Below are 16,657 nucleotides of genomic sequence, written 5' to 3' on the forward strand. Positions count from 1 at the left end.
CCGTCATCACGCACCGCGAGCGAAGCTCGCCGGTGCGTGACGCCGCAACGTAGCCGCCCCGCCTTCCATCAATCGCCCGCGCCCTGCCCGCCTTCCCGATGGAACAGCGCCAGAAACTGCTGCGCCGGAATGCTCAGCGGCCGATCCCGCCGCACGAGGCTGCCATACGACGGCAGCTTCTGGTCGAGTTCGTAATCGATGATCGCAACCAGCCCGTGCGCCGCGTTGCGCTGCGCGACGGTCAACGGAATCACGCCGAGCATCCGCGAACGGTCGACGAGGTTCATCGTCGTCAGGATCGACCCCGTTTCGACGAGCCCGCGCGGCATCGGCTGGTGACGCGCGCGGAACTCGCGCTCGACCACCTCGCGCGCCGGGCTGCCGGCCGGCTGCAGGATCCACGTGTAATCGAGCAGCGCGTCGAATTCGACCGGCCCCGCGCCCGCGAGCGGATGGTCGCGGCCCGCGATGATCGCGAGCGCCTCGTCGTCCACCACGCGGAAGTCGCAATCGGTGCCGACGTTGCGGCCGATCACCACCTCGAGCACGCCCTCGCGCAACTGCGGCATCAGCCGGTCGCTGGTATCGACCGCGATGTCGATCGCCAGCAGCGGATAGCGCGCCTTCAGCTGCACCAGCGCCTCGGTGAGCCGCCCCGGCGACGCCGCCATGATGCTGCCGATCGCGAGCCGCCCCGCGCTGCCGAGCTGCAGCTCGCCGAGCTCGCGATTGAGCGCCTCCATGCTGCCGCGAATCCCGCGGAAATAGCCGAGCACGCGCTCGCCGGCCGGGTTCAGCACGAGCCCGCGCCCGACACGATCGAAGAGGCGCTGGCCGAGCGCGCTTTCCAGTTCGGCCAGCATCTTCGTCGCGGCCGGCTGAGTGAGGCCGAGCTGCCCGGCCGCCGCGCGCAGCGTCGAGCATTCATCCACCGCGAGCAGCAGCGCGATCTGCCGCATCCGCAGCCGGTTCAGCAATTGGGGAGTCGAGTCTCGTCGATCGATCGAGCCCATTTCGATTACTCCAGGTTATCGATTCATCAAGAGTTTTCAATTTACCGACTCATTCCGTCTACCTAGCATGAACCCCATACACCAACGGCCACACGCCGCCACCGGAGACACCGCATGAACATGCAACCGCCCGCCGCCCGCCACGGAGACGCCGCATGACGACCGCCGCCGCCGTGCCCGCCGCTGCACTGCCCGCCGCTTCACTGCCCGTCGTCGCGCTGACCCTCGGCGACCCCGCCGGCATCGGCGCCGAACTGATCGCGAAACTGCTCGCGCGGCCCGACGCGACGTCCCGCGCGAACCTCGTGCTGATCGGCGACCGCTGGCTGTGGGAAGCCGGCCAGCGCGTCGCCGGCGTGACGGTCGACGTCGAACCCGTCGCGTCGCTCGCCGCCGTGCGCGGCCGGCCGTCCACCGCGCGCGCCGCGTTCGTCGCGCTCGACACGATCGATCGCGCGCAGGTCACCGTCGGCCAGCCCGGCGCGGCCGGCGGCCGCTCGACGTTGACCGTGCTCGACCGGTGCCTCGACGCCGCGCTCGCCGGCGACATCGACGCGATCTGCTTCGCGCCGCTGAACAAGTACGCGATGAAGCTCGGCGGGCTCCGGCACGACGACGAGCTGCACCACTTCGCCGCCGCGCTCGGCGTGACCGGCTACTTCTGCGAATTCAACACGCTCGGCGAGCTGTGGACCGCGCGCATCTCGTCGCATATTCCGCTGAAGGATGCGGCGGCCCAGCTGAGCGTCGCGCGAATCGAACAGGCATCCGAACTGATCTACCGGTCGCTGCTCGCGAACGGCGTCGCGGCGCCGAAGATCGCGATCGCCGCGTTCAACCCGCACGGCGGCGACGGCGGCAGCTGCGGCCGCGAGGAAGTCGACATCATCGAGCCGGCCGTGCGCAAGCTGCAGTCGCGCGACTGGCCGACCGACGCGCCGTTCCACGGCCCGTTCCCCGCCGACACGATCTTCCTGAAGGCGCAGGCCGGCGACTACCAGGCGATCGTCACGATGTACCACGACCAGGGGCAGATCGCGATCAAGCTGCTCGGCTTCTCGCGCGGCGTGACCGTGCAGGGCGGGCTGCCCGTGCCGATCACGACGCCCGCGCACGGCACCGCGTACGACATCGCGGGCCGCGGCACGGCCGACGTCGGCGCGACCTGGCAGGCGCTGCAGATCGCCTGCCGCATGGGCGCCGCGCGCCGCACCTCCACCGTTTCGGCGTGACGCTCGCGCGCCAGCCGCACACGACACACACACGACAACATCGATTCCAGGAGACACCAACATGAAGATCCGCTCCGTGCGCGCCCGCGTATTCCAGTGGAAAGGCAAGACCGTTCCGCCGCAGGGCAACTTCTGCTCGAACGCGATGGACCTGCTGTACGCGCCGCAGGAAACCATGAGCACGTTCCGCTTCCATGCGTGGACGGTCGTGGAAGTCGAGACCGACGACGGCATCGTCGGCCTCGGCAACGTCGCGCTCGCGCCGCACGTCGCGAAGGCGATCATCGACCAGTACCTCGCGCCGCTCGTGATCGGCCAGGACCCGTGGGACTACGAGTACCTGAACCAGCGGATGTACCGCGCGACCCACGCATGGGGCCGCAAGGGCATCGGCATGGCGGCAATCTCGGCGGTCGACATCGCGATCTGGGACATCCTCGGCAAGAGCGTCGGCAAGCCGGTGTTCAAGCTGCTCGGCGGCCGCACCAAGGAGAAGATCCCCTGCTACTACTCGAAGCTCTACCGCACCGACCTGAAGGCGATGCAGGAGGAAGCGCAGCAATACCTGAAGGAAGGCTTCCGCGCGTTCAAGATGCGCTTCGGCTACGGGCCCGCGCACGGCCAGCAGGGCGTGGTGGAGAACCTGAAGTCGGTCGCGGCGATCCGCGAGGTGATCGGCTACGACAACGACCTGATGCTCGAGTGCTACATGGGCTGGAACCTCGAGTATGCGAAGCGCATCCTGCCGAAGCTCGAGAAGTACCAGCCGCGCTGGCTCGAGGAGCCGGTGATCGCCGACGACATCGACGGCTACGCGGAGCTGAACCGGCTGACGAGCATTCCAATCTCGGGCGGCGAGCACGAGTTTTCGCTGTACGGCTTCAAGCAGCTGCTCGACCGCAAGGCCGTGTCGGTCGTGCAGTACGACACGAACCGCGTCGGCGGGATCACGATGGCGCACAAGATCAACGCGCTGTGCGAGGCGTATAGCGTGCCGGTGATTCCGCATGCGGGCCAGATGCACAACTATCACCTGACGATGAGCACGCTCGCATCGCCGATGAGCGAGTACTTCCCGATGTTCGACGTGGAAGTCGGCAACGAGCTGTTCTATTACATCTTCGACGGCGAGCCGGTGGCCGAGAACGGCTTCCTGCAGCTGCGCGACGACGTCCCGGGCCTCGGTCTCACGCTGAAGACCGAGTTCCTCGACCAGTTCGACATCGTCGAGTGAGGCCGCCCATGCACGCACGCTACAAGGGCGTCTTTCCGGTCGCGCCGACGATCTTCGACGCGCACGGCGCGCTCGACCTCGACGGCCAGCGCCGCTGCCTCGACTTCATGATCGATGCCGGCTCGCAAGGCATCTGCATTCACGCGAACTACTCGGAGCAGTTCGCGCTCGGCGACGACGAACGCGACCTCATCACGCGCACGACGCTCGAGCACGTCGCCGGCCGCGTGCCGGTGATCGTCACGACGTCGCACTTCAGCGCGCGGATCTGCGCGGAACGCAACCGCCGCGCACAGGCACTCGGTGCCGCGATGGTGATGGTGATGCCGCCGTATCACGGCGCGACGTTCCGCGTGCCCGACGCATCGATCCGCGCGTTCTTCCGCGAAATCGCCGACGGCCTCGACATTCCGCTGATGATCCAGGACGCGCCCGCGAGCGGCGTCGCGCTGCCGGCGTCGCTGCTCGCGACGCTCGCGCGCGAGATCGACGCCGTGTCGTACTTCAAGATCGAGACGCCCGGCGCGGCGTCGAAGCTGCGCGAGCTGATCGCGCTCGGCGGCGATGCGATCGAAGGGCCGTGGGACGGCGAGGAAGGCATCACGCTGCTCGCCGACCTCGATGCCGGCGCGACCGGCGCGATGACGGGCGGCGGTTATCCGGACGGCATCCGCCGCATCACCGACGCGTATTTCGCCGGACGCCGCGACGAAGCGTGCGAGCAATACGCGCGCTGGCTGCCGCTGATCAACTACGAGAACCGCCAGTCGGGCTTCCTGACCGCGAAGGCGCTGCTGAAGGAAGGCGGCGTGATCGCGTGCGACCGGCCGCGCGCGCCCTGGCCCGAACTGCATCCGCAGGTGCGTGCTGGCCTGCTCGACGCGGCACGGCGGCTCGATCCGCTCGTGCTGCGCTGGGGCCGCTAGCCATCGTTTCGTACCCGCAACGCGCGTTGCGTTGCGCATCGGCGTGACGGCGGCCCGACAGAAGGCCGCCGCCGCTCATCACATGGATCGGAGACACCATGACTCTGCTGAACCCCGCCACCCCGGCCTATGAAGCCGGCGATGCCATTCCGCGCCGCCGCTGGCTGCGCGTGATTCCGCCGCTGCTGCTCGCCTGCATCGTTTCGTACATGGACCGCGTGAACATCGCGTTCGCGATGCCGGGCGGGATGAACGCCGAACTCGGCATGAACGCGACGATGGCCGGCCTCGCCGGCGGCATCTTCTTCTTCGGCTACCTGTTCCTGCAGATTCCGGGCGGCCGGCGCGCCGCGCTCGGCAGCGGCAAGAAGTTCATCGCGTGGTCGCTCGTGAGCTGGGCCGTGCTGTCGGTGCTGACCGGGCTCGTCACCCATACGTGGCAACTTTTGACGCTGCGCTTCCTGCTCGGCGTGGCGGAAGGCGGGATGCTGCCGGTCGTGCTGACGATGGTCAGCCACTGGTTTCCCGACCGCGAACGCGGCCGCGCGAACGCGATGGTCATCATGTTCGTGCCGCTCGCCGGCATGATCACCGCGCCGCTGTCCGGCTTCATCCTCGCTGCATACGACTGGCGTCACCTGTTCTACAGCGCCGGCGCGCTGTCGCTGCTGTGCCTGTTCGCGTGGCTGATGTTCGCCGACGACAGCCCGGAAACCGCGCGCTGGGTGTCGCCGCGCGAGAAGGCGTACATCCTCGACGCGCTGCGCGACGAACAGGCGCGCAAGCAGGCCGCCGGCACGCCGGCCGCCGCGTCGTTCGGCGCGATACTGCGCAACCCGACGATCTGGCTGCTGATCGCGATCAACTTCTGCTATCAGGTCGGCATCTACGGCTATACGATGTGGTTGCCGACGCTGCTGAAAAACCTCACGCACGGCGGAATGGGCAAGGTCGGCCTGCTCGCGATGCTGCCGTATGTCGCGATGGTGATCGGGATGTTCGCCACGTCGTATTTGTCGGACCGGACCGGCAAGCGGCGCCTGTTCGTGCTGCTGCCGCTCGTCGGCTTTGCCGCGTGCCTCGCGCTGTCGGTGCTCACGCATGCGTCGATGATCGTGTCGTTCGCGTTCCTGATCGGCTGCGGCTTCTTCCTGCAGGCGGCGGCCGGCGTGTTCTGGGCGATTCCGCCGAAGCTGTGCAGCGTCGAGACGGCCGGCAGCGCGCGCGGCCTGATCAACGCGCTCGGCAACCTCGGCGGCTTCTGCGGCCCGTATGCGGTCGGCGTGCTGACCCAGCACGTGAGCGCGGCCGCCGGCGTGTACAGCCTCGCCGTCACGCTCGCGGTGGCCGGCCTGCTCGCGCTGACGCTGCCCAGGCGCTGCGAAGACTGACCGGACACGCGAACGAATCAACGGAGACACACCATGAACGACATCCTGTTGCTGGTGCAGAAATGCGCCCACACCTTCAGCTTCTACGACCTCGAGACGAAAGCCGCGCTCAAGCACATCGTGCTGCCGAACTTCCCGCACGAGTTCACCGTCGACGTGAACGACCGCTTCGCGTACGTCGGCATCTTCGGGATCGAGACCGCGTGGTCGCGCGGCCATGAAGGCGATCACCGGATCGCCGAGATCGACCTCGTCGAGCGCACGCACACGCGCATGCTCGACCTGTGGCCGTACTACCGGCCGCACGGGATGGCGGCCGATCGCGACGGCCGGCTGTACGCGATGAGCGAGGCGCACGACATGCTGCTCGTGTTCGACGCGCCGACCCGGCAGGCCGTGCCGAACATGGCCGTACCGTCCGGCGGCGTGAAGACGCACCTCGTGACGCTCACGCGCGATGCGAGCCGCGCGTACGGCGTGCACCTGCTGTCGAACACGGTCACGCAATTCCATCCGCGCGACGCGACCGTCGCGCCGCGTGCGGTGATGCCCGGCCCGCGTCCCGAAGGCAATGCGCTGTCGAGCGACGAGCGCACGCTGTTCGTCGCGAATCGCGGCGACGACACGCTCGTCGAGATCGACACCGACACGATGACCTGCGGCCGCCGCGTGAAGACCCGCAGCGATCCCAACCGCATCTACCGCACCACCGCGCCGGACGGCCGCGACCTGCTGCTGCTGACCAATTCCGGCGAGCGGTCGATCTCGGTGTTCGATGCACGGCAACTTGAGGAAATCGAACGCGTCGCGCTGCCCGCGAACCCGACCGCGCTGTCGTTCCATCCGTCGCGGCGCGTCGCGTACGTGTCGTTCCAGGACGACTACGTGCGCGAACTCGATCTCGATGCGTGGCGGTTCGTCGGTGCATTGCCGACGCTGCGCGAACCGGATGCGTCGTATGTGCTCGCCGGCACGCGCTGAGCGGCGCGACGACGCACCGCCGCCCGACGCGATGCCGGCGGCGCTCGTCGACGCGCATCACCACCTTTGGCAGCTCGGCGCGGGCGCGCACTACCCGTGGCTGCAGGACCGGTACGATCCGGCGCACTTCATGTTCGGCGACTACGCGGCGCTGTGCCGCGATTTCGGCGTGGACGACTACCGGCACGCCGCGCAACGCGCGCCGCTCGTCGCGAGCGTGCACGTCGAGGCCGAACGGGCGCGCGACGAGGCGCTCGCGGAGACACGCTGGCTGCACGAGGTCGCGGCCGCGCACGGGCTGCCGTCGGCCGTCGTCGCGTGGGTCGACCTGCTGGCCGACGACGCGCACGAGCGGCTCGCCGAACAGGCCGCGTGGCCGCGTGTGCGCGGCGTGCGGTTCAAGCCGCGCACCGCTGCGTCGCCGGACGCGGCCGTCGACGGGCCCGCCACGCTGCGCGACCCGCGCTGGCCGGCCGCGCTGGAACGCCTGGCCGCGCATGGCCTGAGCTGGGACCTGCGCGTGCCGTTCTGGCATCTCGGCGACGCGGCCGCGCTGCTGGCCGATGCGCCCGGCGTCGACGTCGTGCTCGAACATGCCGGGCTGCCGTGGGACCGCTCGCGCGCGGGGCTCGCGCGCTGGCGCAGCGGCATGGAAGCGCTCGCAGCCTCGCCGCGCGTGACCGTCAAGATCTCCGAACTCGGCTTGCGCGATGCGGCGTGGAACGACGCGGACAACGCGCGGATCATCCGCGACACGATCGCGATATTCGGCTGGCAGCGCTGCCTGTTCGCGAGCAATTTTCCGGTGGCGGGGTTGCGGGTGTCGTATCCGGCGCTGCTGCGCACGTTCGCTCGCGCGATGGCAGACCTCGACGATGCGGCGCGCCGTGCGATCTGGCATGACAACGCGATGCGTGTGTACCGGATCGCGTGAGCGGGCTTGACGCATCGGCCGGACGGCCGGAATCGTACGTATCCGGTTGACCGCAGGATGATTCGAAAAGTATACGAAAGCATTGCGCTTCGCGCGTCGATGGCCTTTCGAGTCAACCCATCCGGCATGATCAACCGCAACGGAAACACGGCCGGCTTCGCCGCGGCCGGTACACTTGGCGACATGAGCCACTTTCGCATTACCTATGACGGGCCGGCACTCGAATCGTCCGAAATGGACGTGCGGGAACTCGCGCCCGCCCTTCTCGCCGTCGGCGACTTGCTCGAGGCCTCGGCCAAGGCGCTCTGCGGAGACCAGGTTCGGCCACAGGTGAACGTCCGGGGCAGCTTCAAGACCGGCAGCTTCGGCATCGACTTCACGCTCGCGACCTCGCTCCTCGGCAGAATGCGCGACATGCTGAGCGGCAGCGAAGGCGCGGCACTCGCCAATGCCGTCACGATTCTGACCGCGCTCGGCATTGCCGGTCCGAAAGTCGGAAAGGGCCTGTTCGCGGTACTCAAGTGGTTGCGCGGCCGCCCGATCCAGCGCGTCCGGATGAACGAACGCACCGCCGTGCTGCACGTCGATGGCGAAACGCTCGAGATCGAACTGTCCGTCCTCACCCTGCTGCGGGACGTGAGTGTCCGGGAGGCGACCACCCGTGCGCTCATGCCGCTTTCGCGCGACGGCGTGACGATTTTCTCGGCCGGCACCGACACGGACGTGTTCGAGACCGTCACCCGGGACGAGGTCGACTGGTTCCGCGTACCCGAGCAAGCCGACGTACCGATCCTCGACGAGCATCGCAAGATGGCGTTTTCGATCGTGTCGCTCGCGTTCAAGGACGACAACAAATGGCGTCTCTACGACGGTGCCGCCACGATCCACGCCGCGATCACCGATGCGAATTTCCTGAATTGCGTGGACAACAACCAGATCAGCTTCAGCAAGGGCGACGTACTCGTCTGCAGCGTGCGCGTACAGCAGTGGCAGACCGCCGACGGAGCCAAGACCGAATACGAGGTCACGAACGTCCTCGAGCATCGTCCGGCCGCGCGGCAAATCCAGTTGCCCGGCCTTTGACCGGCATGCCGCGCTCGTGAATCATGCGCTGCATGCCATCGAACCCGCTCTCGAACGCGCTCCGACCATGCCCCCTGCGATCCGCCTGCGCCCGGCGTCTGCCGCCGACCTGCCGTTCCTGCTGAGGCTGCGCCAGCTCACGATGACCGAGCATCTGCAACGCGTCGGCGCACCCACCGACGACGCAGCGCACCACCAGCGCATCGCGACGCATTTCGACGATGCGTTGATCGTCTGCGAAGGCACGGATGCCGATGCCGACTCGATCGGCTTGCTGAAGGTGACGCGCGCCGCCGGGGAATGGCAAGTCCACCAGATCCAGATCCTCCCGTCGCGACAGGGTCGAGGCATCGGCGAAGCCGTGCTGCGCGAACTGCTGAGCGAAGCCGCGCGCGAGCCCGTGCCCGTATCGCTCAGCGTTCTGCACGGCAACCCGGCGCTGCGCCTCTACGAGCGGCTCGGGTTCCGGCTCCTGTCCGAAACGGACAGCAGCGCGAACCTGATATGGCACGCATGACGCCGCGCGGCCCGGCCGGCCGCACACGAGGCGCACCGAATGCCGCCGACGCAGCCCCCCGCCGCACACCTCGCAAAAAAACACGGGCCCTCCCGCCGGGAGGGCCCGCTTGCAGACCGTCCAGCCGGACGATCAGTCGTCGTCGCGGCTCGCCACCTTCTGCGTCACGCCCCTGAGCTTCGGATACGGCTGCGATCCCATCATGCCCTTCCACAACACGCGGTTGAACTGATCCGCCGGCACCTCGTCGGCATCGTCGAAGTCGAACTTCGCCGTCACCTTCGCCCAGTACGCCGCGTCATGCTTCGGCGTGACGTCCGGCCCGGCCGCGTAATGCGGGAGATTCTCGCCCGCCCCGTCGGCCAGGCGCAGCCCGGTGCCCTTCAGCGCCGTCGACGCGACGGCCGTGTAGGTCCACGACGCCGGGCCGTGCACGTCGAACACGTCGGTCATCGGCCGCTGGTACGCGGTATTCAGGTTCATGTGCTGCGTGCCGAGCACGTCCTCGATGGTGCGCAGCGCATTGACCTGGCTGTAGCGCGTCCGGATCACCGCGCCCTGCTTCACGTACGGCCCGACGATGTACGCGGGCCCGCGATGCGAATCCACGTGGTCGGGGCCGTCCTGCACGTCGTCCTCGGTCACGACGATCAGCGTGTCGTTCGCATACGGGCTCTTCGCGACGGCTTCGACCAGCCGGCCGACCGCCAGGTCGTTGTCCGCCTGCTGCGTCTCCGGCGTGTTCACGCCGGCGAGCGCCGTGCCGAACGCCCCCATGTGATCGTGCGACAGGCGCACCAGCGACAGCGTCGGCAGGTTGCCGCCCACGACGTACTGGTCGAACTCGCGTTTCCACTCGTTGAGGCGCCACTGGTCCGGATAGTTCTGGTCGAACCCGCGGAAATACACGTCCGTCATCGACGCGAGCCGCGGGTCGAGCGCCGCAGCCTGGACGACGCCGGCCGCGTGCGGATCGACGATCGGGTTCGCGGCCGTACCGATGCTGCCGACGTTGTTCACGAGGAAGCCGTAGTTGCGTACCGTGCCGCCGCCGGCCAGCACCGCGTCGAAGATGTAGCCGCGCTGGCGGCCGAACGGCGCGTCGGACGACGCATGGTTGCCGGTGCCCGGAAGCAGGTTCGCCGCGCCGCCCGGCAGGGTGGCGGCCGCGTTGCTGTAGTTCGTGGTGCCGGCCGGGCCTGCCGCCGCATCGCGCTGCTGCACCGTCTCCCAGTTCACCGGCACGTTGCGGTTCGTGCCCTCGCTCTCGTACGACAGGCCGCGATTGACCGCCGCGTAGTTGATCTGCTGGGTGATCGTCTCGGTGTTGGTGACGCGCCCCTGCAGCGCCCACGACCAGCCGTCCATGCTGCCGTCGCCCGGGTTCATGAAGTTGTCGAGCGTCACGAACTGGCTCGCCAGGCGATGGAAGTTCGGCGTGATGTTCCGGCCGAACTGGGCGAGCTTCGGATCGCCGTTGGCGCCGTTGCCGATGTCGCCGAGCACCTGGTCGAACGTGCGGTTTTCCTTCACGACGTAGATCACGTGCTTGATGTGGCGGCGCAGGAAGCCCATCACTTCGTTGTCCCTGTCGTTGTCTTCCGGGCGATAGAAGTTGTTGCGCGCGGCCTGCTGCGTCAGCGTCGGCAACTCGTGGGCCGCCGGCACCGGCGCGCTCACGAGCGACGCGCGCTCGAGCTGGAACTGGTATTCGTTCGACGCGCGCGACGCGGCGGCCTGCGCGGGCGTCGCGCCGAACAGGTGGTCCGGGTTCGGGCCGGTGGTGCTCTTGCCGTTCACCACGTACATCCACGTGCCGTCGGCGCTGAACGTCACGTCGTGCGGCTCGAACGCGGTCGGAATCAGGCCGGTGACGCGATACGCGCGCTCCCCGACGAGCGGGATCACGGCAATTTCGTTCGCGCCGGCATTGGTCGCATACAGCGTGCGGCCATCGCGCGACAGCGTGACCGCGTACGTCGCCGCGCCCGTGTGCGCCTGGCCGTGCGCCAGCACGCCGGCCGGCGCGCGCGCGTCGATCCGGGTCACGACCGCGTTGGTGTTCGTGTCGATCACCGCGACCTGGTCGGCGTTGTCCTGCGCGACGAACAGCCTCGATTGCGACGCGTCGAGCGTCATGCCGAGCGCATTGCCGTCCAGCTTGATGCGCTTGAGCAGGCGGCCGCGGGACGGCGACGACACGTCGATCGCGACGATCTCGCGATCGCGATCCGACGACACGTACGCGATGCCGTTGCCCTTCATCGCGACGGCGAACGGGAACGTGCCGCCGGCGTCGCCGCTGCGGCCTTCGTTGCCGGAGAAGAACGGCCGCAGGTCGTGCTCGTAACGCACGTTGCGGGTCGCGGTATCGATCACGCTGATCGAGTCGTTGTAGTTGTTCGCGACGACGAGCGTCTTGCCGTCGGCCGACAGCGCGAGCCCGGCCGCGTTCGGCTGCACGCGGATGCCGACGCCCTTGCCGGCGTGGCCGAGCGCGATCGTCGTCGACAGCGCCCACGCGCCGCCCTGCTGCGCGTAGACGTAGACCGCATCGTCGCTGCCGCCGGTCGCATAGAGCGTGCTCCCGTCATGCGAAAACGCCAGGCCGACGAACGCGTTGGTCTGCTGAAGCACCTGCCTGAGCACCGGGCGCGTCTTGTTCGCGCCCGCGACGTCGTACAGGAAGATGAATTGCGTCGAGGCCGCGGTGTCGACCGAACCGTCCGGCTTGTACAGCGAGTTCTGGCCGGCGGTGATGATCGCCAGCGTCTTGCCGTCCGGGCTCAGTTGCGAGCGCACGGCTTCTCCCGCGACGAAATGCGGATAGGCCGGCAGTCCGGGATTCAGGAATTGCTGGACTGCACCGCGCACGGCGAGCGGCGTGACGAACTGACCGCTCGGCACGCGGGCGGCATCGGCAGCGTCGAAACCGTCCGCATGCGCGTGCGACGCAAGCAACACGGCCGACATGACGGCTCCGAGTCGGAGCGCGCGCTTGACCTGGCTATTTTTCATAGGAATCCTCTGTACTGATGGGGCGATTACCGTCTGACGTGTCCGGCATGATCCTGGCGTTGTCTGCCCATGTCGCACGGCGGCGAGGGCCCTTGCCAGTCGATCGAGTGCATTGCGTCGACGATCGCCGACGTGCCGGCATTACATCGCCGCCCAATGTCAAGCGGATGACCGGCTCCGTTGCGGGCCGGCTTCTTACACATCGTTACAGCGAAGGCATTTCGATGACAGCCATCGCGGTGTCATCGTGGCCGTGAGGGCTCGCTCTCAAGGCGTCCACCGGTAAACGGTGATGCTGTTTCCCTTCACGTTGTTCTTCGTCACCACGTACTCGCCGTTCGCACGACGGTATGCACGCACGCTGTACATCGCATCGATCGCGCTGCTGGTATCCACGGTCGCCGGGCTCGCGTTGACGAGCGTCGTGTCGAGATTGCCGGTGTCGAGATTGAATGCGTCGATGTTCGGCCACAGCGGCCCGCTGCTGCTGAACCAGTAGCCGACGAACAGGTGGTTGCCGGCCGCATCGATCGACTTCGCGCCGCTGTGCGGCAGCGTGATCACCGGGTTCGGCTTCGTCGTGTTGCCCGCGCGCCAGCCGTGATACACCTCGATGCGCGTGCCGATCGACGTCCAGTCGGTACTGCCGACGACGCCCTGCGCGAGCACCATCGTGTCGCTGTCGGCGAGATAGGCGATGCGCGTGAGCGGCTGGATGCTGGCCGGCACCGGCGTCGGCACGCCGGGCCCCCACGACGGCTTGCCGCTCGCATCGAAACCGGTCAGCGGATAGTGATAAATGGCGCCGGTCTTGTCGAGGCCGGCCCATACGCCGCCGTTGCTGTCGAGGCTGAAGCCGGCCGACACGCGCCGGGTCGTGTTGAACGCGGGCCCGGGGATCGATCCGTCCGGAATCGCGACGTAGCCGTTGGCCGCGTTGAAGTGGAAGAAATAATAGACCGGCGGATTCTGCCCCGCCGCGACGAGGATCCGGTTCGCGCCGACCGACGTCAGCAGCCCGAAGTGCTCGTCGCGCTGCGCGTCGCCCATATTGATGCGCGGGTCCGACGGATACGTGAACGGATCGACGGTGTTCGCGACGAAGGCGCCGCCCGCGGTGCCGCTGTAGACGTGCGTGCCGCTGTAGAACAGCGCGCCGTCGGTGACCGGGTCCGGCGCGGCGATGCCTTCGAAGTTCAGCGACTGCAGCGTCCACCGCAGGCTGCCGGTGCTGCCGTACGCGTGAATGTCGGTCGCGCCGTTGCGGCCGAGATCCCAGCTGCCGCCCCACGGGTTGTTGAGCACGTACAGGTTGCCGGCCGTGTCCTTGCCGATGCCGGCCACGCGGGTGAAGCGCTGCGCGCCGACTTGCCCCTTGGTGCCCGTCGTCGTGTCGAGATAGCCGCCGCGCACGCCGAACGTGCCGGCCAGCGCGGGCCGGCCCGCGACGGTATAGCGCTTGATGTTCATGTCGGGGCCTTCGTCGCCGACCATCAGTTGCCCCGTCGCCGCATCGAAACAGAGCGCAGACGGCTGCGACCCGGCGGCCAGCCGGATCGTGTTCAGCAGCGCACCGGCCGGGCTGAATTCGACGACCGCGCCCGCGCTCTTCTGCGCGACCCAGACGTTGCCCGCACCGTCGACGGCGAGCGCGCCCGGCGCCGATACGCCGATGTCGCGCTGCCACACGCCGTCGGTCGTGAACACCCGCACGCGATTGCCGTAGAAGTCGCTCGCATAGAGCAGCGAGCCGGCCGTGGCGAGCCCGGTGACGACGTCGATGCGCGGCTGGTCGGTCGCCGCCGTGACCTGAATCAGCTTGTCGCGGAACCGCGTCGCGCGGTTGTAGCGCCCGACCGCGCCGCTGCCGTACCCGTTGCCGGGCTGCAGCGCGACGAACAGCGACGTCGCGTTGCCCGTGATCGCGCTGCCCTGGAATTCCGAGTGCGTGCCGATCGAGCCGACGCTCTTGCCGTTCTGGTAGATCGCGACGCCGCCCTCGTCCTCGTCCCACATCGACGCGGTGTAGATCACGCCTTCGGGCGCGACCCACATCGAACGCGCGACGTTGCCGACGTGCGCGGCGAGCGTGCCGTAGGTGTTCGCCAGCCAGTCGGTGGTGTTGGCCGCGTATCCGGCCGGCGCAATCGTGGCGATCGCGGCGGCGAGCAGCACGGCCTGAATCGGTTTTCCGGCGACCATGGCTGATGCTCTCCTGAATGGTGGAATCATTCACATGAGGGGGCGGCCGGATGGTTTGAAATCGGCAGTGCGTAAATACTGCCGCTTAAATCATCCGGTGCAGTCGGTATTACATCGCGCGCGCATTCGATAATCGGCTGCAGCGAGAATAGCGTTATATAAATCGAAAAAAATTGCGGACCGCTGGCGCAGACGGCGCGCGCGATTGCGCGAGAGTGAATGACCACTTACGCGCGTACCTTGATATCGAGGAAATCCGGCGTTCGCCGACGGGAATATCACCGCGGGTCGGAATGCGGCGTATCGGGAATGGGAAGGTTTTTCGGCGGATCGGGAAAATCGCCGGAGGCAGGTAAAGGAACAACTGCCGGCGGGTATTGCCGGCAGATGTTGCACCGGCCTGTATCCAGGTCGAATCCAGGCCGGTGCAGATCGTTTCATTTGAAACGGGGAAATCACGCGGACGTTGCCGTCTCCTGCACTTCCGCCTGAGTGATCTCGCCGCCGCCGTCCGGATCCGTGTCGTCGCGCGAATCGCCGAGCTGGCCTTCCCACTTCGCGACCACCGCAGCCGCGATCGAGTTGCCGACCGCGTTGGTCGCCGAGCGCCCCATGTCGAGGAACATGTCGACGCCCATGATCAGCAGCAGTCCGGCTTCCGGCAGATGGAACTGGCCGAGCGTCGCCGCGATCACGACCAGCGATGCGCGCGGCACGCCCGCCATCCCCTTCGACGTCACCATCAGCATCAACAGCATCGTGATCTGCGTGCCGAGCGGCAGGTCGATCCCGTACACCTGCGAGATGAACAGCACCGCGAACGTGCAGTACATCATCGAGCCGTCGAGGTTGAACGAGTACCCGATCGGCAGCACGAAGCTCGAGATCCTGCGATTCACGCCGAACCGGTCGAGCGCGTCGAGCAGCTTCGGATACGCGGCCTCGGAGCTCGCCGTCGCGAACGACAGCAGGAACGGCTCGCGGATCAGGCGGATCAGCGTGAACGCGCGCTTGCCGAGGAACGCCACGCCGGCGAGCGTCAGCACGCCCCACAGCAGCGCCAGCGCCAGGTAGAAGCTCGCCATGAACTTCGCGAACGTGAGCAGGATGCCGAGCCCCTCCGTCGTGATCGTCGACGCCAGCGCCGCGAACACCGCGACCGGCGCGAACCACATCACCGCGCCCGTCACCTTGAGCATGACCTGCGCGAGATCGTCGATCACGCCGGTCAGGCGCTTGCCGGCGTCGCCGAGCGCGGACAGCGCGGTGCCGAAGAAGATCGAGAACACGACGATCTGCAGGATCTCGTTGTTCGCCATCGCCTCGGCGATCGATTTCGGCACCAGGTGGACGACGAAATCCTTCAGCGTGAATGCGCCCGTCTTCAGGTTCAGCGCCGCATCGGCGGCCGGCAGCGGCAGGCTCAGGTGGCTGCCCGGCTTCAGGATCGTCGCGGTGATCAGGCCGAGCAGCAGCGACGTGAACGACGCGATGAAGAACCAGCCGAACGCCTTCACGCCGACGCGGCCGACCGACCCGCTGTCGCCCATCTGCGCGATGCCGACGGTCAGCGTCGCGAACACCAGCGGCGCGATGATCATCTTGATCAGGCGCAGGAACACGTCGGACAGCAGCGACACGTAGCCGGCGACTTCCCTGGCCATTTTCGGGTCGGGAAACGCGCTATGACAGGCGTAGCCCACGGCAATGCCAAGCACCATCGCGATGACGATGTACTTGGTGATGTTGTGCTTCTTCTTCATTAGCAATCCAAATTACAGAACGGGTGTTTCCAACGGCAGGTCGATCGCCGGCATTGAAACGGGATGGAATTCCGCGAGCGCGGTGCGCGCCGTTTTCGAATGCCGGAGCCCGTCCGTGGGCATGGCCACGGCGAACAGGGGAGGCATTCTATCGCAAACGCCGGACAATCTTTCAAATCTGAAAGCTAATGGCGGAAGGCGACGCGGGCAACTAGGCGGAGTGGGCCTTCGCCGGTCTGGGGCTTCGGGCTTCGGGCTTCGGGCTTCGGGCTTCGGGCTTCGGGCTTCGGGCTTCAGGCTTCAGGCTTCAGGCTTCAGGCACCTGCGCGCCCGTTCGGCCTTGAGCGGGGCGTCGGCGAGCCC

Annotated in this window: 12 protein-coding genes; 8 read left to right on the top strand and 4 right to left on the bottom strand. The window is 67.6% G+C overall.

Translation table 11 applies throughout. The features are described 5' to 3' along the window. Nucleotides 1-68: 68 nt before the first annotated feature. Entirely contained in the window at nucleotides 69-1,013 is a 945-nt protein-coding gene (locus tag DIE04_RS27520; RefSeq protein ID WP_124487121.1) for a LysR family transcriptional regulator, read from the bottom strand. A gap of 155 nt (nucleotides 1,014-1,168) precedes the next feature. Here DIE04_RS27520 and DIE04_RS27525 point away from each other — a divergent pair, with 155 nt between their 5' ends. From DIE04_RS27525 to DIE04_RS27560, 8 genes are all read left to right on the top strand, one after another. Further along, nucleotides 1,169-2,245, top strand: coding sequence for a 4-hydroxythreonine-4-phosphate dehydrogenase PdxA (locus DIE04_RS27525; protein WP_124520978.1), 1,077 nt, complete (start codon nucleotides 1,169-1,171; stop codon nucleotides 2,243-2,245). 61 nt (nucleotides 2,246-2,306) lie between these two features. Beyond that, nucleotides 2,307-3,479 (top strand): L-rhamnonate dehydratase, encoded by a 1,173-nt coding sequence (locus DIE04_RS27530; RefSeq protein ID WP_124487123.1) that lies wholly within the window; start codon nucleotides 2,307-2,309, stop codon nucleotides 3,477-3,479. Between the two features lie 8 nt (nucleotides 3,480-3,487). Beyond that, nucleotides 3,488-4,405 carry a dihydrodipicolinate synthase family protein gene (locus DIE04_RS27535; RefSeq protein WP_124520979.1) on the top strand — a complete coding sequence of 306 codons (918 nt, stop codon included), beginning with the start codon at nucleotides 3,488-3,490 and terminating at the stop codon, nucleotides 4,403-4,405. A gap of 98 nt (nucleotides 4,406-4,503) precedes the next feature. Continuing rightward, nucleotides 4,504-5,796, top strand: coding sequence for an MFS transporter (locus tag DIE04_RS27540; RefSeq protein WP_124487125.1), 1,293 nt, complete (start codon nucleotides 4,504-4,506; stop codon nucleotides 5,794-5,796). Between the two features lie 33 nt (nucleotides 5,797-5,829). Next, nucleotides 5,830-6,777 (top strand): YncE family protein, encoded by a 948-nt coding sequence (locus DIE04_RS27545; protein WP_044847506.1) that lies wholly within the window; start codon nucleotides 5,830-5,832, stop codon nucleotides 6,775-6,777. Then, entirely contained in the window at nucleotides 6,755-7,711 is a 957-nt protein-coding gene (locus tag DIE04_RS27550; protein WP_124520980.1) for an amidohydrolase, read from the top strand. The genes DIE04_RS27545 and DIE04_RS27550 overlap by 23 nt, the downstream gene beginning before the upstream one ends. Before the next feature lie 126 nt (nucleotides 7,712-7,837). Next, complete coding sequence (locus DIE04_RS27555) at nucleotides 7,838-8,794, top strand: hypothetical protein (protein WP_124520981.1); 957 nt, start codon at nucleotides 7,838-7,840, stop codon at nucleotides 8,792-8,794. Nucleotides 8,795-8,861: 67 nt separating this feature from the next. Continuing rightward, a complete protein-coding gene (locus DIE04_RS27560) occupies nucleotides 8,862-9,311 on the top strand; it encodes an N-acetyltransferase (RefSeq protein ID WP_124520982.1) in 450 nt (149 codons plus the stop codon). A gap of 132 nt (nucleotides 9,312-9,443) precedes the next feature. Here the strand turns inward: DIE04_RS27560 and DIE04_RS27565 are convergent, their stop codons facing one another. The 3 genes from DIE04_RS27565 to DIE04_RS27575 form a co-directional block, all read right to left on the bottom strand. Continuing rightward, nucleotides 9,444-12,329 (bottom strand): beta-propeller fold lactonase family protein, encoded by a 2,886-nt coding sequence (locus DIE04_RS27565; protein ID WP_124520983.1) that lies wholly within the window; start codon nucleotides 12,327-12,329, stop codon nucleotides 9,444-9,446. 267 nt (nucleotides 12,330-12,596) lie between these two features. Beyond that, entirely contained in the window at nucleotides 12,597-14,531 is a 1,935-nt protein-coding gene (locus tag DIE04_RS27570) for an SMP-30/gluconolactonase/LRE family protein (protein WP_124520985.1), read from the bottom strand. A gap of 455 nt (nucleotides 14,532-14,986) precedes the next feature. Further along, nucleotides 14,987-16,294 (bottom strand): dicarboxylate/amino acid:cation symporter, encoded by a 1,308-nt coding sequence (locus tag DIE04_RS27575; protein ID WP_124520987.1) that lies wholly within the window; start codon nucleotides 16,292-16,294, stop codon nucleotides 14,987-14,989. Nucleotides 16,295-16,657 lie beyond the last annotated feature (363 nt).

The organism is Burkholderia sp. Bp8994 (genome assembly GCF_003853805.1).
GTDB lineage: Bacteria > Pseudomonadota > Gammaproteobacteria > Burkholderiales > Burkholderiaceae > Burkholderia.